At 50.1% G+C, this 20,746-nt stretch carries 17 protein-coding genes, 1 other RNA gene and 2 pseudogenes; 11 read left to right on the plus strand and 9 right to left on the minus strand.

Annotated elements, in window-relative coordinates:
* Positions 1–61 precede the first annotated feature (61 nt).
* Positions 62–925: a 16S rRNA (cytidine(1402)-2'-O)-methyltransferase gene (gene rsmI, locus HV311_RS02895; RefSeq protein ID WP_016154652.1), complete on the plus strand. Its 864-nt coding sequence runs from the start codon at positions 62–64 to the stop codon at positions 923–925.
* 2 nt (positions 926–927) lie between these two features.
* Positions 928–1,929, plus strand: a complete 1,002-nt coding sequence (locus HV311_RS02900; RefSeq protein WP_191220689.1) for a Fic family protein — start codon at positions 928–930, stop codon at positions 1,927–1,929.
* Here HV311_RS02900 and HV311_RS02905 read toward each other — a convergent pair.
* The 8 genes from HV311_RS02905 to garD form a co-directional block, all read right to left on the minus strand.
* Complete coding sequence (locus HV311_RS02905; protein ID WP_003828620.1) at positions 1,926–2,699, minus strand: DeoR/GlpR family DNA-binding transcription regulator; 774 nt, start codon at positions 2,697–2,699, stop codon at positions 1,926–1,928. The two genes, HV311_RS02900 and HV311_RS02905, sit on opposite strands and share 4 nt — an antisense overlap.
* A gap of 111 nt (positions 2,700–2,810) precedes the next feature.
* On the minus strand, positions 2,811–3,854 hold the full coding sequence (gatD, locus tag HV311_RS02910; RefSeq protein WP_191220690.1) for a galactitol-1-phosphate 5-dehydrogenase: 1,044 nt from the start codon (positions 3,852–3,854) through the stop codon (positions 2,811–2,813).
* Positions 3,855–3,898: 44 nt separating this feature from the next.
* Complete coding sequence (locus HV311_RS02915) at positions 3,899–5,272, minus strand: galactitol-specific PTS transporter subunit IIC (RefSeq protein WP_016154648.1); 1,374 nt, start codon at positions 5,270–5,272, stop codon at positions 3,899–3,901.
* A gap of 4 nt (positions 5,273–5,276) precedes the next feature.
* Complete coding sequence (gatB, locus tag HV311_RS02920; protein WP_003828616.1) at positions 5,277–5,561, minus strand: PTS galactitol transporter subunit IIB; 285 nt, start codon at positions 5,559–5,561, stop codon at positions 5,277–5,279.
* A 29-nt stretch (positions 5,562–5,590) separates the two neighbouring features.
* Positions 5,591–6,055 (minus strand): PTS galactitol transporter subunit IIA, encoded by a 465-nt coding sequence (gene gatA, locus HV311_RS02925; RefSeq protein ID WP_019077770.1) that lies wholly within the window; start codon positions 6,053–6,055, stop codon positions 5,591–5,593.
* A gap of 14 nt (positions 6,056–6,069) precedes the next feature.
* The gene (gatZ, locus tag HV311_RS02930) at positions 6,070–7,341 is read right to left on the minus strand and encodes a tagatose-bisphosphate aldolase subunit GatZ (protein ID WP_191220691.1); all 1,272 of its coding nucleotides are present in this window, start codon (positions 7,339–7,341) and stop codon (positions 6,070–6,072) included.
* A 132-nt stretch (positions 7,342–7,473) separates the two neighbouring features.
* A complete protein-coding gene (locus tag HV311_RS02935) occupies positions 7,474–8,328 on the minus strand; it encodes a tagatose bisphosphate family class II aldolase (protein ID WP_103284275.1) in 855 nt (284 codons plus the stop codon).
* A gap of 179 nt (positions 8,329–8,507) precedes the next feature.
* Entirely contained in the window at positions 8,508–10,079 is a 1,572-nt protein-coding gene (gene garD / locus HV311_RS02940) for a galactarate dehydratase (protein ID WP_016154637.1), read from the minus strand.
* Positions 10,080–10,482: 403 nt separating this feature from the next.
* On the opposite strand from garD, the gene garP reads away from it, so the two are divergent.
* The 7 genes and pseudogenes from garP to HV311_RS02975 all read left to right on the plus strand — a co-directional run.
* On the plus strand, positions 10,483–11,817 hold the full coding sequence (gene garP / locus HV311_RS02945) for a galactarate/glucarate/glycerate transporter GarP (protein WP_003024898.1): 1,335 nt from the start codon (positions 10,483–10,485) through the stop codon (positions 11,815–11,817).
* Positions 11,818–11,832: 15 nt separating this feature from the next.
* Positions 11,833–12,603: a 2-dehydro-3-deoxyglucarate aldolase gene (gene garL / locus HV311_RS02950; RefSeq protein ID WP_005131731.1), complete on the plus strand. Its 771-nt coding sequence runs from the start codon at positions 11,833–11,835 to the stop codon at positions 12,601–12,603.
* A gap of 30 nt (positions 12,604–12,633) precedes the next feature.
* On the plus strand, positions 12,634–13,524 hold the full coding sequence (gene garR, locus HV311_RS02955; protein WP_016154635.1) for a 2-hydroxy-3-oxopropionate reductase: 891 nt from the start codon (positions 12,634–12,636) through the stop codon (positions 13,522–13,524).
* A 65-nt stretch (positions 13,525–13,589) separates the two neighbouring features.
* Entirely contained in the window at positions 13,590–14,735 is a 1,146-nt protein-coding gene (gene garK, locus HV311_RS02960; protein WP_047358544.1) for a glycerate 2-kinase, read from the plus strand.
* 32 nt (positions 14,736–14,767) lie between these two features.
* Positions 14,768–15,144: RNase P RNA component class A (gene rnpB, locus HV311_RS02965), an RNA gene on the plus strand.
* Positions 15,145–16,144: 1,000 nt separating this feature from the next.
* Entirely contained in the window at positions 16,145–17,083 is a 939-nt protein-coding gene (gene tdcA / locus HV311_RS02970) for a transcriptional regulator TdcA (RefSeq protein ID WP_003828596.1), read from the plus strand.
* A 98-nt stretch (positions 17,084–17,181) separates the two neighbouring features.
* Positions 17,182–17,592 (plus strand): annotated as a pseudogene (locus HV311_RS02975) (pyridoxal-phosphate dependent enzyme); the annotation flags it as partial.
* A 146-nt stretch (positions 17,593–17,738) separates the two neighbouring features.
* Here HV311_RS02975 and HV311_RS02980 read toward each other — a convergent pair.
* A complete protein-coding gene (locus HV311_RS02980) occupies positions 17,739–18,719 on the minus strand; it encodes an IS5-like element ISKpn26 family transposase (RefSeq protein WP_000019445.1) in 981 nt (326 codons plus the stop codon).
* A gap of 61 nt (positions 18,720–18,780) precedes the next feature.
* Here HV311_RS02980 and HV311_RS02985 point away from each other — a divergent pair.
* Positions 18,781–19,371, plus strand: a pseudogene (locus HV311_RS02985) (pyridoxal-phosphate dependent enzyme); the annotation flags it as partial.
* Between the two features lie 22 nt (positions 19,372–19,393).
* A complete protein-coding gene (gene tdcC / locus HV311_RS02990; RefSeq protein WP_016154633.1) occupies positions 19,394–20,725 on the plus strand; it encodes a threonine/serine transporter TdcC in 1,332 nt (443 codons plus the stop codon).
* The last annotated feature ends 21 nt before the right edge of the window (positions 20,726–20,746 follow it).

Genomic DNA, 20,746 nt, shown 5'->3' on the forward strand with positions numbered 1-20,746 from the left:
TGTATCCAGTGATATTTTTTTACTCAATGCTCAATATTAAATCGGCAATACGGACGACACAATGAAACAACACGAATCGGCGGATAATTCTCAAGGCCAACTCTTTATTGTACCTACTCCTATAGGAAATTTGGCTGATATTACCCAACGAGCGCTCGAAGTTTTACAAGCCGTTGATTTGATTGCCGCTGAAGACACTCGTCATACAGGACTCTTGTTACAACACTTCGCGATTAACGCGCGTTTGTTCGCTTTACATGATCACAACGAGCAGCAAAAGGCCGAAACGCTGGTGGCGAAGCTTAAAGAAGGGCAAAACATTGCGCTGGTTTCCGATGCCGGAACGCCGCTGATTAACGATCCTGGCTACCATCTGGTACGGACCTGTCGCGAAGCAGGGATCCGCGTTGTTCCCCTGCCAGGCCCTTGCGCGGCGATTGCTGCCCTGAGCGCTGCAGGTCTGCCTTCAGACCGCTTTTGCTATGAAGGTTTTCTGCCTGCCAAATCGAAAGGGCGTCGTGATGCGATGAAAGCCATTGAGGCTGAACCGCGTACGCTTATTTTTTATGAATCCACCCACCGTTTGCTGGATAGCCTGGAAGACATGGTTGCCGTCTGGGGCGAATCCCGCTACGTGGTGTTGGCGCGTGAGTTGACCAAAACCTGGGAAACTATTCACGGTGCTCCGGTCGGCGAACTGCTGGCGTGGGTCAAGGAAGATGAAAATCGTCGTAAAGGCGAAATGGTGCTGATTGTCGAAGGACACAAAGCGCAAGAAGACGACCTTCCGGCTGATGCGCTGCGTACGCTGGCCTTATTGCAGGCAGAGCTGCCGCTGAAAAAGGCCGCCGCACTGGCCGCTGAGATCCACGGCGTGAAGAAGAATGCGCTGTATAAGTACGCGCTGGAACAGCAGGGGGAGTAACGGTGAGCACCTACCAACCACCTTTCGTCATCACTCCATTGATCCTCAATCAAGTCATTGAAATTGGGGAGTTGATGGGAAATTGGGCGGCGATGGCTGGTAGGGCATCTCCTCTTTTGCGCAAAGAGAATCGTATTCGCACTATTCAGGCCTCTTTAGCGATTGAGCATAATTCGTTGACTACGGAACAAGTCACCGCTCTGATGGAGGGGAAACGTATTCTGGCTCCGGCTAAAGATATACAGGAAGTCAGAAATGCGATTCTGGCCTATGAAAAAATGTCAGAGTGGAAAAGTGAAAGACTCTCCGATCTTTTACAGGCACATCAAATCCTGATGATGGGGCTTGTCGATAACCCGGGTCAATTGCGAACCGGCAATGTCGGTGTTTACAGGGAGAAACAGCTTATCCATATGGCCCCACCGGCGTCACAAGTTCTTCGATTGATGAATGACCTACTGGGCTGGTTAAAAACGACAGAGCTCCACCCACTGATTGCTGGTGCTATTTTCCATTATGAATTTGAATTCATTCATCCTTTTGCCGACGGCAATGGACGGATGGGCCGGTTGTGGCAGACATTAATCCTCCGTGAGTGGCGATCGGAATTGGCGTGGTTACCAGTAGAGACACTGATCCACTACCAACAGGATCGCTACTACCAGGTGTTAGGGCAGTGCGATCGGCAAAGTAGCTGCACGCCATTTATAGAATTTATCCTTGAAAACATCATCTCTGCTTTGCAAGAGGGATTGGGGAAATCATCAGCCCTGTCGGAAGAAATGTCGGAAGAAATGTCGGAAGAAATGTCGCCTGATTTACTGGATATTGAAAAACGCATACTACAAATCTTGTCGAATCAGCCAGGCAGATCCGCCAAAAGTATCGCTGATGAGTGTGAAATCTCAGCCCGAACTGTAGAACGCTATCTGAAAGCGTTGCAGCTAAAAGGCAAACTGCAACGCGTTGGCGCGACGAAAGGGGGGCTATGGAGGGTAATTTAAACGACCAGCAGTTCAACCCCTGTTTTGGCCAGCGCTGATTTATCCTGTTTGCTGATACTGTCGTCGGTTATTACGCAGTTAATCTTCTCCATTGGAAGTACCTGATTAAAACCTCGTCGGTTAAATTTTGTTGCATCCAGTACGGCAATAACCTTATGTGCCGCAGCAGCCATCACGCTACTAATCGAATAGCCTTCGTTGAATGTCGTTATACCATTAGTGGCATCAATCCCGTCGGCGCCAACGAACATCAGGTCTGCGCTTATCCCTTGAAGGGAACGTTCAGCGATAGTGCCATGCATTGAATGAGTTTTGTGACGCACCGTGCCGCCGCAGACGACCAGCGTAATGTCTTTGTTTTCCGATAACGTAAACGCAGCGGGCAGGCTATTGGTAATAACTGTGATATTACTTTTTCGGTTTAGCGCCTCAGCGATCAGTAAGGTCGTGCTTCCGCTATCCAGAATCACGGTCATTCCTTCCTCGACCATTGCCGTTGCAGCCTGAGCGATCCGCTTTTTGGGATCGCTGGCAAGCTGATACCGGTCTTCTAATAATACTTCCTGATTGTCACCTTCAGCCAGATGGCTTCCTGGTTTTGCCGCACCGCCATGAAAACGGGTGACCAGACCCTTCTCTTCTAATAACCGCAGGTCAGCGCGAATGGTTACTTCAGAAATACCAAAGGTATTCGAAAGATCCATTACCAGTACGCTACCTTGCGTATTAATCAGGTCGACAATTTTATTCCTTCTCTCAAATGAGTTCATATTGATTTGCCTGATAATTTGACTGCCACTAGTTTAATCGAAGGATTGCGAAAGGTGAACGCTAAATTTCGAAAGTAAATGTGAGCCAGCGCAGGTTGCTGGCTCGTTGGGTCAGGAGAGTTTGAGCAGAATTTTCCCCTGCATCGGCGCGCCATTGAGTGACTTGACTGCGCTGGCAAAGCTGTCGGCATCACCACTGTGGGCAATTAACGGCTCAAGCTGTAAGCGTTTCTCCGTGAGTAAACGGGCAGCGGTTTCCCACTCTTCTCCAGGCCATGGGCTGGAATAGTTCATCCAACTGCCAAGGATGGTTAACTCTTTACGCAATATTTGCCCAAAAACACCTGAAGCTAGCGCCAGATCGTGATGCAGCGTACCGACTAATGCCAGTTGAGCGCGAGGTCCGGCAATTTCGATCGACAGAGTAACAGTTTGTGGGGTTCCCGCAGTCTCCAGGATGAGTTGGTCAAATTGAATGTTCTCCAGACTGGAGTGGATCTCGGTCGCAGTCATCTCCCTACTGTTAAACACATAGGTTGCCCCCAGTTCTTTTGCTAACGCCAGCTTCTGCGGGTTGATATCAATCGCCGTGATGCTTTTTGCGCCGAGTTCGCGAGCACATTGCATTGCCAGTAAACCGATAGTACCTGCACCAACGATGATCACGTTTTTGCCTTCGCATCCCTGAGCGAGGTGAAAAGCATGCAGGCCAACGGTAATGGGCTCAATGAATGCGCCATCATCAATCGGCATTTCTGAAGGCAGGCGGAACAGGTTGGCGCGTTTTACCACCACATATTCTGCATTGCCGCCTTCGCTGCGCGATCCGACAAACTGATATTGCTTACACAATGAGAAATATCCACGCTCGCACTGAGGACAGTGGAAGCAGGGGAGCAGCGGTACGCAGGCAACGGCATCTCCGGGTTGTAGATCGGTTACGCCCGCGCCGTAAGACTCAACATAGCCACTGAACTCATGCCCAAGTGTGATTGGATAATAGTGAGCGCCATGATTGAAGACTCGGGGAATATCTGAGCCGCAAAGCCCTGAACTGACCACCTTGACCAGTACATCTTCATCAGTTTGTAGTTGTGGTATGGGACGTTCTTCAACGCGTACGTCGCCCTCAGCGTGAATAACCACTGATTTCATAAGTGTCTCCAGAAAAGTGAAGGGGAGCAAATGCTCCCCAGAAATTAAGATGCGGTCTGGCTTTCTGTTATGGCTGCCGCTTTTTCAGCCGCCACGAAATTACGCGCCCGACGCCAGGTCAGCAGTACACCCAGCAGGTAAATAGCACCGATAATGATGAAACCCACCACGTTCTGCCAGGTGAAGAGCTGGATTAGCAGCCAGGTGATTGGGGAACCGCCCTGGTCCATTGAAGCCACCATGCCACCAGCTTTCAATGCGCCCGCATTGGCGGCTAGCTGGGTATGTAAACCAATGGTTTGCGTGGCTATCCACAGGGTGATACCCATGATGATGACGCCGGAGATCAGCGTGCGGAAAAGGTTTCCCTGATGAACGGCTACCGCCATGGCGACAAAGAAACCAATGGTCGCGAGATCGCCGAATGGCAGAACCTGGTTTCCTGGTACCAGAACGGCAATCAGAATGGTCAGCGGGATAAAGATAAGACTGGCGGAAACCACCGACGTATGGCCGAGCAGTAGCGCAGGATCCAGGCCAATCAAGAACTCCTGGCCACCAAATTTTGCCTGCAGGCGCTTGCGAGCATGCTTTGCAATGGGAGTGAGTCCATCCATAATCGGTTTAATGACGCGCGGCATGAGCAACATAACGGCAGCTGTTTTCACCGCCAGTTGGAGCACTGCTTTAACGTCATACCCTGCCAGCATGCCGATCACTAACCCCATCACAAAACCGACGGTCACGGGCTCGCCGAAGGGGCCGAAGCGTTTTTGTACATCATCCGCACTGAAATGAATGCGGTTCAGACCTGGGATTTTTTCAATGATCGTATCAACCAGGACCGCTATCGGGCCCAGATATGCCGAGGAACCATGTGGAATGGCGATGCCTTCCAGGCCAAAAAAGTCGCGCGTGTCTTTGGCAAACCAGTCGCCCAGTTTGTAGACGAAGGCGGCATGAACAACCACACCGAGGATGCCCAACCAGTATGAACCGGTCGCCAGATGCAACATGGCGCCGGTAAACGTCATATGCCAGATATTCCAGATGTCGACATTCACCACGCGGGTCATGCGGGTAACCAGCATCAGGATATTCACCCCAATGGCGACAGGAATCGCAATTAACGCAATTTGTGAAGCCCAGGTCATCGGTGATGAACCAGGCCAGCCGACATCGATGACGTGCAGGTTGATTTGAAACTGTTCTGCCATTGCTTTTGCGGCAGGTCCAATAGAGTCCAGCATCAGGCCGATTACCAGACCGATGCCGACAAACCCAATCCCGATATGCAGACCAGATTTAAAACAATCCCCGAGCTTCATTCCCAGCAATTTTGAGAAGATGATGATCACTAACGGCAGCATAACCGTTGGACCTAAATCGAGGATATAACGCATTATTTCGCTAAACATGGCGTTACCCCACGAGGATGGTCAGGATTTTTTGCTGCAATGCTTCGATACCCACGCCTGAGACAAAAGGCATGCCGTGAACCACCGGGATATCGCCAAATGTACGGTCAACGCGAGCCGTGGTACAAATGAGGTCTGCGCCGTCCATATAGGTTTCGATTTCTGTTACACGACACTGAACCAGGTCGAGTTGTATATTGTTGGCTTCACAGAGTTCTTTAATTTCTTCTGCAGCCATTGTTGAAGTTGCTACAGCACCGCCACAGGCCACAATTACTTTACGTTTCATAGGGTATTCCTTTTATTATCAGTTTTTTATCAAATCTGGGCACAGAGCTCAGACTCAAGGATTTTTTCCCGAAAGAGCATTGCCAGTTCTGCATCGGGCGCATTCAGTAATGCTTCAATGGTGTTCGGGTTTTGTAGCTCACTAAACAGACGACGCAGGAGCTTCAGTTGTGCCGTCGGGTTCTCAACGATTAAGGCGATAATTAAAGAGACGGCGATCTCTTCATCATCATCCGCTTGTTGAAAGTTGACCGGTGTATCCGGGCGAATCAGATAGATAGCAGGAGATTTAGCATGGACAGCTTCACAATGTGGAATCGCAACGGCATGACGTTCCAGCGCTATTCCAGTTGGAAAGGTTGCTTCACGCTCAATCAGGGCCTGCGGGTAGCTTTCGTGCACGACCCCTTTGGCCAGCATCTCCTCCCCAATATGTGTCAGCGCATGCTGACACGAGCTAAAGTTAATTCCTGTTCGGACAAAAAGTTGGCTCATATATTCTCCTGATTTCAGGCAAGTGCTGGTGCGCAACCAAAGCGATAGGCGCGCAGAACGTCCTGAATTTTGTCGATAATCAGATTGTGTGGCGTCGCGGTTAACGTTCCTTCAGACAGACGCTCAAATTGCACGGGCATAAATTGGCTAATTAGCCCCAGTGGTAAAGCGACGTCATTAAGATTGGTTATTAATTTCTCTACGCTTTGACGAATGCGGGGATGCGGCCAGTAGTAACGAATACGGTCGGAGAGACTGAAGTGAATATCAACCATCGCCTGACTCCAGGTTGGGCGATAGTATTTTTTCCAGTAGTCCGGTTCATTCAACATAACTTCGTCAATCACTTCCAATACCCGGCTTCTTTGCTCCGGAGATACCAGTTCATTTTCCATTTGCGCAAGGGCAAAAATAGCTTCACGCAGAGCGAAGGTGAGTGCTGGACCTACTTTCAAAATCGCATAGTGATCGCGTACCAGCGCACGGTATGCCTGGCGGGTTTGATAATCGGTAGAATGCGCTTCGTAGACCATTGGGGTCTCTTTGATCCAGGCGGAAAGCGCTTTTGCAGCTTGTGGCTGATAGTGAATAATTTGAGTGTGATCGAATTCGACGCCGGGCTGGACCACAATGGCGATTACGCGCGTTAACGCTTCTTCAAGCCCTAATGCACTGAAGGCAACCTGATGGGTTTCCAGTGTCCGGGCGGCATCTTCTTCACGTGTGACATGAACGGTACCGATGGTGGTGGCTTCTCCACCAGGTACGGGAACTTCAGTGCCAATCACGTAAGTCAGATGGCGTTTCTGTTCTTCGGTTGCTGTTGATTCTGCTGCCTGGCAAAGTATGGCTGCTCGCTGAGCAACAACCATCGGGTCTAGCGGTGTCGGATCGTCAGCGCAGGGCATTGAAGCATCAAGATGGATTTTGCTGAATCCTGCGGCGACGTAAGCTTTAATCAAGGCTACGGATTTCTCCATCGCTTCTGCCGCTACTTCATTTTGCCAGCAGTTAGGGCCGAGGTGATCGCCCCCCAGGATCAGTCTTTCTCGAGGGAAGCCAATTTCTTGTGCGATGCCATAGACAAAATCACGGAAATCGGCGGGTTTCATCCCGGTATAGCCACCAAACTGATTAACCTGATTAGACGTTGCTTCGATCAGAACTTTACTGTCCGTATTGAGATCAAAGCGTAATGCGGATTCAATGACCAACGGATGTGCTGAACAAACAGAACAAATACCTAAATGTTCACCTGCTTTATGACGAGAGATTATTTCTTTCACTTCTATCTCCGATATCTTTTGTTTATCTTCATAATATTTTTGGATTGAAGGCAAAGGGTAAAAGCAGCTTTCGTGATCCAGCTTTAAAACAGACCTTTGCCAGAATTCATACAATTCATATTAATCAATTGCTTATAGTTTTCCTTCGCAACCGCAGTCGGCAATGACTTTACGTACCACTTCTTTCATGGCGGCTTTTGCTGGCATCATGTAATGCCGTGGGTCATTCGCATTGGTATGTGTACTCAGATAGGTTTTGAGTGCGCCAGAAAAGGCGATTTTGAGTTCGGTAGCGACGTTGACTTTGCAGATCCCTAAAGAGATGGCGCGCTTAATATCATGTGCTGGCAGGCCGGAGGCGCCATGTAGAACCAGTGGAATATCAACCGACTGACGAATTTCTGTTAGCCGTTCAAAATCCAGTTTAGGTTCAGTGCTATACAGACCATGAGCCGTGCCAATCGCGACCGCCAGTGAGTCGATACCGGTTTTTTCCACGAACTCCCGAGCCTGTTCTGGGTGGGTATAAAGCGCATCTTTTCCGTCCACGATTAGGTCATCTTCTTGTCCACCCAACCGTCCCAGCTCAGCTTCAACGCTAACGTCATAGCGATGGCAGTAATCTGTTACGTGTTTAACTAACGCAATGTTGTCGACAAACGGCAGATGGGAACCATCGATCATGACGGAGCGAATACCTGTAGCGACTTTCTCTTCAATATCGGTGGCGCTTTCATGGTGATCGAGATGGATGGCGAGAGGATGGTTCCAGCATCTTGCCAGTTCACTGGCGATTGCAACGATATTACCGACACCGGCATAGCTAAAAGTGCCAGGCGTGCCGGCGACGATCAACGGAGAGCGTAGTTCGGCTGCTGTTTCCACGACAACCTGTAAGGTCTCCAGGTTGTGAATGTTAAACGCCGGTACGGCATAGCCTTCTCGCTGTGCCTTCTTCAGCATCATTTTGCTTGAGATGATAAACATACTTCCTCCGAAGTCTTTCGATTGCTTTCTTCGAAATAAAGTATAGGGTTTCGTAACGTTTTTTTGTGATTTCGATCTGATAAATGAAAGTTTCGAAAGAAAAGGGAGGGTTGCGAAAGTATATGGCGAAAAAAAAAAGCATGCCCGAAGGCATGCTCATGAAGAAAAAACGTGGATAATCAGGTCACTGGCGCCGGGTTAAACACCGCCAGTTGGTTATGCAGTCCCCATTGATCCGAGAAGGTTTTCTTACGCCCGCTGGCGACGTCGAGAATAAACTCGAACAGTTTCAGACCCACGTCTTCAATGGTTTCTTCGCCGGTGGCGATGGTGCCTGCGTTGATGTCCATCAGGTCAAACCAACGGTTGGCCAGCTCGGTACGGGTCGCCATTTTTATCACCGGCACGGCCATCAGGCCGTACGGCGTACCGCGACCGGTGGTGAACACCTGCACGGTGATCCCGGAAGCGACCTGCTGCGTACCGCAGACAAAATCACTGGCGGGTGTAGCCGCGTAAATCAGGCCGCGTTTGGTTGGGCGTTGGCCCGGCGACAAGACTTCGACAATCGCGCTCTTGCCAGACTTGGCAATAGAACCCAGCGCTTTTTCCACCACGTTTGCCAGACCGCCTTTCTTGTTGCCTGGAGAAGGGTTGGCGCTGCGATCCGTTTTGCCCATATCAAGGTAGTTATCGTACCAGGCCATCTCTTCAAGCAGGCGTTTACCTACTTCTTCGTTAATCGCACGTGGGGTCAGAAGATGGATGGCATCGCGCACTTCGGTAACCTCAGAGAACATTACGGTGGCACCGCAGCGTACTAACAGGTCGGAGGCATAACCGACCGCCGGGTTGGCCGTCACGCCGGAAAACGCATCGCTGCCGCCGCACTGCATGCCGACCACCAGTTCTGACGCCGGGCAGGTTTCACGCTGGCGTTGATTGAGTTTTGCCAGATGGCGTTCGGCCACCTGCAAAATATCGGCAACCATCGATTGAAAGCCAACGTGTTTTTCATCCTGCAGGCTGACGATGCTGGCGCTGTCGACCGGAATACTTTTCACGTCGTGCGTGCCTTCCAGCAGGCGCTCTGGCTGCAGTTTTTCGCAGCCGAGTCCAATGACCATCACTTCACCGCCAAAGTTCGGGTTTAGCGCAATATTGTGAATGGTACGAATCGGCACGATGGCGGCTGGGGCATTAATCGCCACGCCGCAGCCGTACAGGTGATTGAGTCCGACCACGCCGTCAACGTTCGGGTATTTGGGCAGCAGATCGCGCTCAATGATTTTCACCACATAATCCACCACGCCCGCCACGCAGTGCACGCTGGTGGAAATACCGAGCAGATTCTTGGTGCCGACACTACCGTCCGCATTGCGATAACCTTCGAAGGTGTAACCTTCAAGAGGCGGCAGCGGCTCTGGCACTTTGGTTGCCAGCGGCAGCGTCTCCAGCGGCGGGGCCTTGGGTAGCTCAACCATTGATTCATCAATCCAACTGCCGCGAGGGATATCGCGAACGGCATAGCCTATCACTTCGCCATAACGCACGATTTCGCCGCGAACAGGAATATCCAGGAGGGCCACTTTATGTCCCTGAGGAATATGTTCAATGAGTTCCAGTCCGTCTGGAAAACGCGTCCCAGCTTTCAGACCATTGTCATTGACAATTATCGCCACATTATCTGTTTCGTGAACTTTAATATAAAACGCCGTTGGCGATTCTTGTCTGATTTCGATGTCGGCCATTGTCCAGTATTCTCCAACAAGGTGGTGATAATAGTGTGGATATTTATATTTTGAATCTAATTATAAGTAATAAAGATTCGGTATCGTGAAATAAGAATGTCAGGAGTTTATCGCCAAGAATGTGATGATGATCACTTAAACTCAGCAAGGCCGCCCCACCAGGGGTAGCAATACGTAAATGTGTGCATTAGCGCCCATGCATGTGTGCATATGCCCAAAACATTATTTTAATAACGCATGTTTAATGAGCGCTTGCACAATGATTAACGTGGCGCTGCTGATTATACTAAATCACGGTTTCATAGTGTCTGATAAATTATTATGCGTTCTTATTATCAGTAATTTATCACCAGGAATATCTACCCAATAATAATAAAAATTTAATGTACCCGAGGTAATTAGAATGATTCTGGATACAGTTGTCGAGAAAAAGAAAGGCACGCACACCCGTTACTTAATATTGCTGATAATATTTATCGTTACAGCCGTTAACTATGCGGACCGTGCAACGCTGTCAATTGCCGGCACGGAAGTAGCGAAAGAGTTACAGCTCAGTGCCATCTCAATGGGGTACATTTTCTCCGCTTTCGGCTGGGCTTACCTGTTAATGCAAATCCCCGGCGGCTGGCTGCTGGATAAGTTCGGTTCAAAGAAAGTCTACACCTACAGCCTGTTCTTCTGGTCGCTGTTTACCTTCCTGCAGGGCTTTGTAGACATGTTCCCGCTAGCCTGGGCGGGTATTTCAATGTTCATCATGCGCTTTATGCTGGGCTTCTCGGAAGCGCCGTCCTTCCCGGCGAATGCCCGTATCGTGGCGGCCTGGTTCCCGACGAAAGAGCGCGGTACGGCGTCCGCAATTTTTAACTCCGCACAGTATTTCTCTCTGGCGCTGTTTTCGCCGCTGCTGGGCTGGCTGACCTTCGCCTGGGGCTGGGAACACGTCTTTACCGTGATGGGCGTGATTGGTTTTGTGCTCACCGGACTGTGGGTAAAGTTTATTCATAACCCAACCGATCACCCGCGTATGTCGCAAGAAGAGCTGAAGTTTATCTCTGAAAACGGCGCGGTCGTGGATATGGACCATAAAAAGCCGGGTGATGTGAAGTCAGGCGGTCCTAAATTGCATTATATCAAGCAGTTGCTCACTAACCGTATGATGCTCGGCGTGTTCTTCGGACAGTATTTTATCAACACAATTACCTGGTTTTTCCTCACCTGGTTCCCGATTTACCTGGTACAGGAAAAAGGCATGTCGATCCTGAAAGTGGGCCTGGTGGCTTCGATTCCTGCGCTGTGCGGATTTGCCGGTGGCGTACTCGGCGGCGTGTTCTCTGATTATCTGATTAAACGTGGCTTCAGCATCACTCTGGCACGTAAGCTGCCGATTGTGCTCGGAATGCTGCTCGCCTCGACCATTATTCTGTGTAACTACACCGATAACACCACCCTGGTGGTGGCGCTGATGGCGCTGGCGTTCTTCGGTAAAGGCTTCGGGGCGCTGGGGTGGCCGGTGATTTCCGATACTGCGCCGAAAGAGATTGTCGGTCTGTGCGGTGGGGTATTTAACGTATTTGGCAATGTGGCTTCCATCGTCACGCCGCTGGTGATTGGGTATCTGGTGAGCGAGCTGCACTCATTTAATGCTGCGCTGATGTTTGTAGGGTGTTCGGCGCTGATGGCAATGGTTTGCTACCTGTTTATTGTCGGTGACATTAAACGTATGGAATTGCAGAAATAAACAAAGGTGTAAGCGATGAATAACACGATTTTTCCGAATAAGTTTAAAGCGGCTCTCGCGGCGCAACAGATTCAGATTGGCTGCTGGTCTGCATTAGCCAGCCCAATCAGTACCGAAGTTTTAGGCCTGGCGGGTTTTGACTGGCTGGTGCTGGACGGCGAACACGCGCCGAACGACATATCGACGTTTATCCCGCAATTGATGGCGCTGAAAGGCAGCGCCAGCGCGCCGGTAGTGCGTGTACCGACCAACGAGCCGGTAATTATCAAACGCCTGCTGGATATCGGATTTTACAACTTCCTGATCCCGTTCGTGGAGACGGAGGAAGAGGCGGTGAACGCCGTGGCGTCGACCCGCTATCCGCCGGAAGGTATTCGCGGTGTGTCCGTATCCCATCGCGCCAATATGTTTGGCACCGTACCGGACTATTTTGCGCAGTCGAATAAGAACATCACCATCATCGTGCAGATCGAAAGTCAGCAGGGCGTCGATAACGTTGACGCAATCGCGGCGACAGAAGGCGTCGACGGGGTCTTCGTCGGCCCAAGCGATCTGGCTGCGGCGTTAGGCCACCTCGGCAATGCGTCACACCCTGATGTGCAGAAAGCTATCCAGCACATTTTTGCCCGCGCGAAAGCACACGGCAAACCAAGCGGCATTCTGGCCCCGGTAGAGGCGGATGCGCGTCGTTATCTGGAGTGGGGCGCGACGTTTGTTGCCGTTGGCAGCGATCTTGGCGTGTTCCGTTCAGCCACGCAAAAATTGGCTGATTCTTTTAAGAAATAACCCCCCTCGACAGTAGAGAGAGATAAAGACATGACAATGAAAGTTGGTTTTATTGGCCTCGGTATTATGGGTAAACCAATGAGTAAAAACCTCCTCAAGGCAGGTTACTCGCTGGTGGTTGCTGACCGTAACCCGGAATCCATTGCGGAAGTAATTGCCGCAGGCGCAGAAACCGCCGCTACGGCGAAAGATATTGCCGAGCAGTGCGATGTGATCATCACCATGCTGCCGAATTCTCCGCATGTGAAAGAAGTGGCGCTGGGAGAGGGTGGCATTATTGAAGGGGCGAAACCGGGGACAGTGCTGATCGACATGAGCTCCATCGCGCCGTTAGCCAGCCGTGAAATCAGCGACGCGCTGAAAGCGAAAGGCGTGGATATGCTGGACGCGCCGGTAAGCGGCGGCGAACCGAAAGCCATCGACGGTACTCTGTCGGTGATGGTTGGCGGTGATAAAGCGATTTTTGACAAATATTACGATCTGATGAAGGCGATGGCAGGTTCCGTGGTACATACCGGTGATATCGGCGCAGGTAACGTCACCAAGCTGGCGAATCAGGTGATTGTGGCGCTGAACATTGCGGCAATGTCGGAAGCGCTGACGCTGGCGACCAAAGCGGGCGTAAACCCGGATCTGGTGTATCAGGCGATCCGTGGTGGGCTGGCGGGAAGCACCGTACTGGATGCGAAAGCGCCGATGGTTATGGACAGAAACTTTAAGCCGGGTTTCCGTATCGACCTGCATATTAAGGATCTGGCGAACGCGCTGGATACCTCTCATGGCGTTGGCGCTCAGTTACCGCTGACTGCTGCAGTCATGGAGATGATGCAGGCGCTACGCGCAGATGGGCTGGGCACCGCCGATCATAGCGCACTCGCATGCTACTACGAAAAACTGGCGAAAGTGGAAGTCACTCGCTAACAAGAAGGGCGCGGATGCGCGCCCTGTATTTCTTGCCTTGCGCGGCACTGTCAGGCTACATAACTATGAAAATCGTAATTGCCCCAGACTCTTATAAAGAAAGCCTTTCTGCCACCGAGGTAGCTCAGGCAATAGAAAAAGGATTTCGGGAAATTTTCCCCGATGCGCAATATGTTTCTGTCCCGGTTGCCGATGGCGGTGAAGGAACGGTCGAAGCCATGATTGCCGCTACGCAGGGGAGTGAACATTCAGCGTGGGTGACGGGGCCGCTGGGCGAAAAAGTGAATGCCTGCTGGGGCATGTCTGGAGATGGTAAAACCGCGTTTATCGAAATGGCGGCAGCCAGCGGTCTGGCGTTAGTTCCTCCTGAAAAGCGTAACCCGTTAGTCACCACGTCGCGCGGCACCGGGGAGTTGATTTTGCAGGCGCTGGATAGCGGTGCGCAGAGCATTATTATTGGTATTGGCGGCAGTGCGACCAACGACGGCGGCGCGGGTATGGTGCAGGCGCTGGGGGCGAAACTCTGCGACGCCAACGGGACAGAGATTGGCAACGGTGGTGGAAGCCTGGAGAGTCTGAACACCATCGATATAACGGGCCTGGATCCGCGCTTAAAAACCTGCTCAATTCGCGTGGCCTGCGATGTAACCAATCCACTCACCGGCGATACTGGCGCTTCGCGCATTTTTGGCCCGCAGAAAGGGGCGACGGAAGAACGCATTATCGAACTGGACCGCAATCTGTCTCACTATGCCGACATCATTAAAAAATCGCTGCGGGTTGATGTGAAAGACGTTCCTGGCTCTGGTGCGGCTGGCGGAATGGGCGCCGCGTTAATGGCTTTTTTAGGTGCGGAGCTGCGCAGTGGTATTGAGATTGTGACCCAGGCGCTCAATCTGGAAGAGCATATTCATGACTGTACGCTGGTGGTGACCGGAGAAGGGCGGATTGACAGCCAGAGCATTCACGGCAAAGTGCCGGTGGGTGTGGCGAATGTCGCGAAGAAGTACCACAAGCCGGTAATTGGTATTGGCGGCAGCCTGACGCGCGATGTGGAGGTGGTGCATCAATATGGTATCGATGCGGTGTTTAGCGTATTAACCACCATCAGCACGCTGGAAGAGGCCTTTCGTGGGGCATTTGATAATATTTATCGCGCTTCAAGAAACATCGCCGCCACGTTGGCGATAGGAATGCGCAGTGCGGGGTGACAATGCCCCGCAAACCCTCTATACTGCGCGCCGAAGCTGACCAGACAGTCGCCGCTTCGTCGTCGTCCTCTTCGGGGGAGACGGGCGGAGGGGAGGAAAGTCCGGGCTCCATAGGGCAGGGTGCCAGGTAACGCCTGGGGGGGAAACCCACGACCAGTGCAACAGAGAGCAAACCGCCGATGGCCCACGCAAGTGGGATCAGGTAAGGGTGAAAGGGTGCGGTAAGAGCGCACCGCGCGGCTGGTAACAGTCCGTGGCACGGTAAACTCCACCCGGAGCAAGGCCAAATAGGGGTTCACAGGGTACGGCCCGTACTGAACCCGGGTAGGCTGCTTGAGCCAGTGAGCGATTGCTGGCCTAGATGAATGACTGTCCACGACAGAACCCGGCTTATCGGTCAGCTTCACCTCTTTATAAAACCCCGCTTCGGCGGGGTTTTTTGCTTTATAGGCAGACTGTCCACGACGCTATGCTCAAAAGAACTCGGCTTATCGGTCAACTTCACTCTTTATAAAAACCCCGCTTCGGCGAGGTTTTTACTTTGTAGGCAAGTGAGATGAATGACTGTCCACGACGCTATGCTCAAAAGAACGCGGCTTATCGGTCAACTTCACTCTTTATAAAACCCCGCTTCGGCGAGGTTTTTTGCTTTATAGACCGGATAAGACGTTTACACTGCCATCCGGCAGACGTTTTTCCTGTCGTGTTGTAGTTGGTTCACCACGAATCTGGCCTTTATTTCCCATTAATCTCATCGTTATTTGACCTTTATTTACGCATTGGGCTTCTTTTATCTGAGGGAATGTCTCGCGGGATAATTCATTTTTTGTGATGACTAGCACAAAACGCTGCGCGATACGTTTTTATCGAGAATAATCGAACGCAATCGATCGCCATCACAAAATTACTGGCTGATAAATCGTACAAAACTACTGTTAATGCAATGTTGCATTTGATAGTTCTTTGTATGTTTTGGTTTAAATATTAATAAATGCAATGTTTCTTTACAAACAAATAAGGCTAAAAAACGTGATGCATAACGTTATTTGACCACTATAAACGATAAAATATAATTATATTTGATAAGTTGCTTATTAAATTTAAGCGCTGTTTTGCCTGGTAATTACTCTGTAATTGATTGAAATATAGCCTTTCGTGGTTTTAAGAAATAGCAGGAGAAATGGTGTTGTTATAGCCATAAAAAATCGTTATCCCCCCATCTTTTTTTGATTAAAGTCAGGATAAAGTGAGATCGATATTTCATATCTATATGATTATTAAGTGATTTCAATTTAAATAATAGTCTTACAAAATGTAAGTCAAGGGGATTTGTGAGTGGTAGCACATATCCTCGTTCGCTTAATTTGGTACACTTCCTGCCGTCAACAAAGTAATTAGCGCAGGTCGATATGAATACTATTACACTCCCTAAAACACAGCACTTAGTGGTCTTTCAGGAAGTCATTAGAAGCGGTTCTATCGGCTCAGCTGCAAAAGAATTAGGTTTAACTCAACCGGCTGTCAGCAAAATCATTAATGATGTAGAAGCTTATTTCGGTATTGAGTTAGTCGTACGCAAAAATACTGGTGTGACTTTAACTCAGGCAGGTCAGGTTATGCTCTCATGGTCTGAATCTATTACCCGTGAAATGAAGAACATGGTTGATGAGATGAACAGCATGACGAGCAATGCGGTCGTTGATGTGTCGTTTGGCTTTCCTTCACTGATTGCCTTCACCATCATGTCCGGCATGATTAAAAAATTCAAAGAAGTGTTCCCGAAAGCGCAGGTTTCCATGTATGAAGCTCAGCTCTCCTCGTTCTTACCTGCGATTCGTGACGGGCGTCTGGACTTCGCGATCGGTACGCTGAGTGATGAGATGAAACTGCACGATCTGCATGTTGAACCGCTCTTTGAGTCAGACTTCATCCTGGTTGCCAGCAAGTCCCGAACATGCACCGGCATCACCTCGCTGAGCGCGTTGAAAAACGAACAGTGGGTGTTGCCACAAACGAATATGGGGTACTACAGTGAACTTCTAACCACGTTACAAAATAATGGCATCAGCAGTGAAAACATCGTTAAAACAGACTCCGTCGTTACGATTTATAATCTTGTTCTCAATGCTGATTTCTTAACAGTAATTCCCTGCGATATGACCACACCATTTGGCTCAAACCAGTTTATTACTATCCCGGTAGAAGAAACCTTACCCGTCGCGCGTTATGCCGCCGTATGGTCGAAAAATTATCGAATTAAAAAAGCAGCATCTATTTTGGTGGAATTAGCCAAAGAGTATTCATCATATAATTGTCGGAGACGAAGGCAATTAATTGAAATTGATTAAAGATTGAATTTGTTTTAACACGAAATCAACGCCATCTGTCTATTTCTGACAATGGTCACGGCTATCTATTTACTTTAATACCCTAGTAAGAGGTTCTAATGCACATTACATACGATCTCCCAGTTGCAATTGAAGATATCCTCGAAGCGAAAAAAAGACTGGCGGGGAAAATTTATAAAACGGGAATGCCTCGCTCTAACTATTTTAGTGAACGTTGCAAAGGGGAAATTTTCCTCAAGTTTGAAAATATGCAGCGTACCGGTTCATTTAAAATCCGTGGCGCGTTTAACAAGCTCAGTTCATTAACCGAAGCTGAAAGATGTAAGGGCGTGGTGGCTTGCTCTGCAGGTAACCATGCGCAAGGGGTTTCTCTCTCCTGCGCCATGCTCGGAATCGACGGCAAAGTGGTCATGCCGAAAGGCGCGCCGAAGTCTAAAGTTGCTGCAACCTGCGATTATTCCGCAGAGGTTGTGCTGCACGGCGACAACTTCAACGACACCATCGCTAAGGAAGGTGCGAATAAGCAGGTCATTTCTTCCCAAGCTGACTCGCTGATTAAAATTTCGCGGATCTGGGCCGATTTTTTTCCCGCAAACACATCGAATCAGCCTATTTAGGCTATTTTTTCCACCATTTCTGGCGTTATTTCCGGTTTTTACTGAGATCTCTCCCACTGACGTATCATTTGGTCCACCCGAAACAGGTTGGCCAGGGTGAATAACATCGCCAGTTGGTTATCGTTTTTCAGCAGCCCCTTGTATCTGGCTTTCACGAAGCCGAACTGCCGCTTGATGATGCGAAACGGGTGCTCCACCCTGGCACGGATGCTGGCTTTCATGTATTCGATGTTGATGGCCGTTTTGTTCTTGCGCGGATGCTGCTTCAAGGTTTTTACCTTGCCGGGACGCTCGGCGATCAGCCAGTCCACATCCACCTCGGCCAGCTCCTCGCGCTGTGGCGCTCCTTGGTAGCCGGCATCGGCTGAGACAAATTGCTCCTCTCCATGAAGCAGATTACCCAGCTGATTGAGGTCATGCTCGTTGGCCGCGGTGGTGACTAGGCTGTGGGTCAGGCCACTCTTGGCATCGACACCAATGTGGGCCTTCATGCCAAAGTGCCACTGATTGCCTTTCTTGGTCTGATGCATCTCCGGATCGCGTTGCTGCTCTTTGTTCTTGGTAGAGCTGGGTGCCTCAATGATGGTGGCATCCACCAAAGTGCCTTGGGTCATCATGACGCCTGCTTCGGCCAGCCAGCGATTGATGGTCTTGAACAATTGACGGGCCAGTTGATGCTGCTCGAGCAGGTGGCGGAAATTCATGATGGTGGTGCGATCCGGCAGGGCGCTATCCAGGGATAATCGGGCAAACAGGCGCATGGAGGCGATTTCGTACAGGGCATCTTCCATGGCACCGTCGCTCAGGTTGTACCAATGCTGCATGCAGTGAATACGCAGCATGGTCTCCAGCGGATAGGGCCGTCGGCCATTGCCCGCCTTGGGATAAAACGGCTCGATGACAGCGGTCATATTCTGCCATGGCAGAATCTGCTCCATGCGGGAGAGGAAAATCTCTTTTCGGGTCTGACGGCGCTTAGTGCTGAATTCACTATCGGCGAAGGTGAGTTGATGGCTCATGATGTCCCTCTGGGATGCGCTCCGGATGAATATGATGATCTCATATCAGGAACTTGTTCGCACCTTCCCTAAGGTTAGCGAGATTGTGGAAACTGAAGGCCGTATCTTTATTCCACCCTATGATGACCCGAAAGTGATTGCTGGTCAGGGCACTATTGGTCTGGAAATTCTGGAAGATCTGTACGATGTCGATAACGTGATTGTGCCAATTGGCGGTGGTGGACTGATTGCTGGTATTGCAGTGGCAATTAAATCTATTAACCCGACTATTAAAATTATTGGCGTACAGTCTGAAAATGTTCATGGCATGGCGGCTTCTTTCCACGCTGGAGAAATAACCACGCACCGAACGACCGGCACCCTGGCGGATGGTTGTGACGTTTCCCGCCCGGGTACTTTAACGTATGAAATTGTTCGTGAGTTGGTGGATGACATTGTCCTGGTCAGCGAAGATGAAATTCGCAACAGCATGGTGGCATTAATTCAGCGAAATAAAGTTGTGACTGAAGGTGCCGGCGCGCTGGCTTGCGCAGCATTATTAAGCGGGAAATTAGATAGCTATATCCAGAACAGAAAAACAGTCAGCATTATTTCTGGCGGTAATATCGACCTTTCTCGTGTATCTCAAATTACTGGTTTAGTTGACGCTTAATATACTTCGTTGAGGATAGGATATGAGTACTACTGATAGCATTGTATCCAGCCAGACAAAACAGTCGTCCTGGCGCAAATCGGACACCACCTGGACACTGGGTTTATTTGGTACAGCCATCGGCGCCGGGGTGCTGTTCTTCCCTATCCGCGCAGGTTTTGGCGGACTGATCCCCATTCTGATAATGCTGGTGTTAGCATACCCCATCGCCTTCTATTGCCACCGTGCGCTGGCACGCCTGTGTCTTTCCGGTTCTAACCCTTCCGGTAACATCACAGAAACGGTTGAAGAGCACTTTGGTAAAACGGGCGGCGTGGTTATCACGTTCCTCTACTTCTTTGCGATTTGTCCGCTGCTGTGGATTTATGGCGTCACCATTACCAACACCTTTATGACCTTTTGGGAAAACCAGTTGCAGATGCCAGCGTTAAACCGTGGCTTCGTGGCACTGTTCCTGCTGCTGTTGATGGCATTCGTCATCTGGTTTGGTAAGGATCTGATGGTTAAAGTAATGAGCTACCTGGTATGGCCGTTTATTGCCAGCCTGGTGCTGATCTCTCTGTCTCTGATTCCTTACTGGAACTCTGCGGTTATCGATCAGGTTGATCTCAGCAATATCGCTCTGACTGGCCATGACGGCATCCTGGTTACCGTGTGGCTGGGTATTTCCATCATGGTGTTCTCTTTCAACTTCTCACCTATCGTTTCTTCCTTCGTGGTCTCTAAACGTGAAGAGTATGAGAAAGATTACGGTCGCGAATTTACCGAGCAGAAATGTTCAAAAATCATCTCCCGCGCCAGTATGCTGATGGTTGCCGTGGTGATGTTCTTTGCCTTTAGCTGCCTGTTCACGCTCTCTCCGGCAAACATGGCGGATGCGAAAGCGCAGAACATTCCAGTACTGTCTTACCTGGCGAACCACTTCGCTTCACTGTCCGGTTCGAAGTCCACCTTCGCGACCGTTCTGGAGTACGGCGCTTCAATCATCGCACTGGTTGCTATCTTCAAATCTTTCTTCGGCCACTACCTGGGCACGCTGGAAGGTCTGAACGGTCTGGTACTGAAGTTTGGTTACAAAGGCGATAAAACTAAGGTTTCCGCTGGCAAACTTAATACCATCAGCATGATCTTCATCATGGGCTCCACCTGGGTTGTGGCTTACGCCAACCCGAACATCCTGGACCTGATTGAAGCAATGGGCGCGCCGATTATTGCCTCTCTGCTCTGCCTGCTGCCGATGTATGCCATCCGTAAAGCGCCGTCACTGGCGAAATACCGTGGCCGTCTGGATAACGTGTTTGTTACCGTGATTGGTCTGCTGACTATCCTGAACATTGTCTACAAACTGTTTTAATCCTTAAGCTCAGGATGAGCG

Origin of the sequence: Citrobacter sp. RHBSTW-00881, from assembly GCF_013728515.1 — a bacterium.
Taxonomy (GTDB): Bacteria; Pseudomonadota; Gammaproteobacteria; order Enterobacterales; family Enterobacteriaceae; genus Citrobacter; species Citrobacter braakii.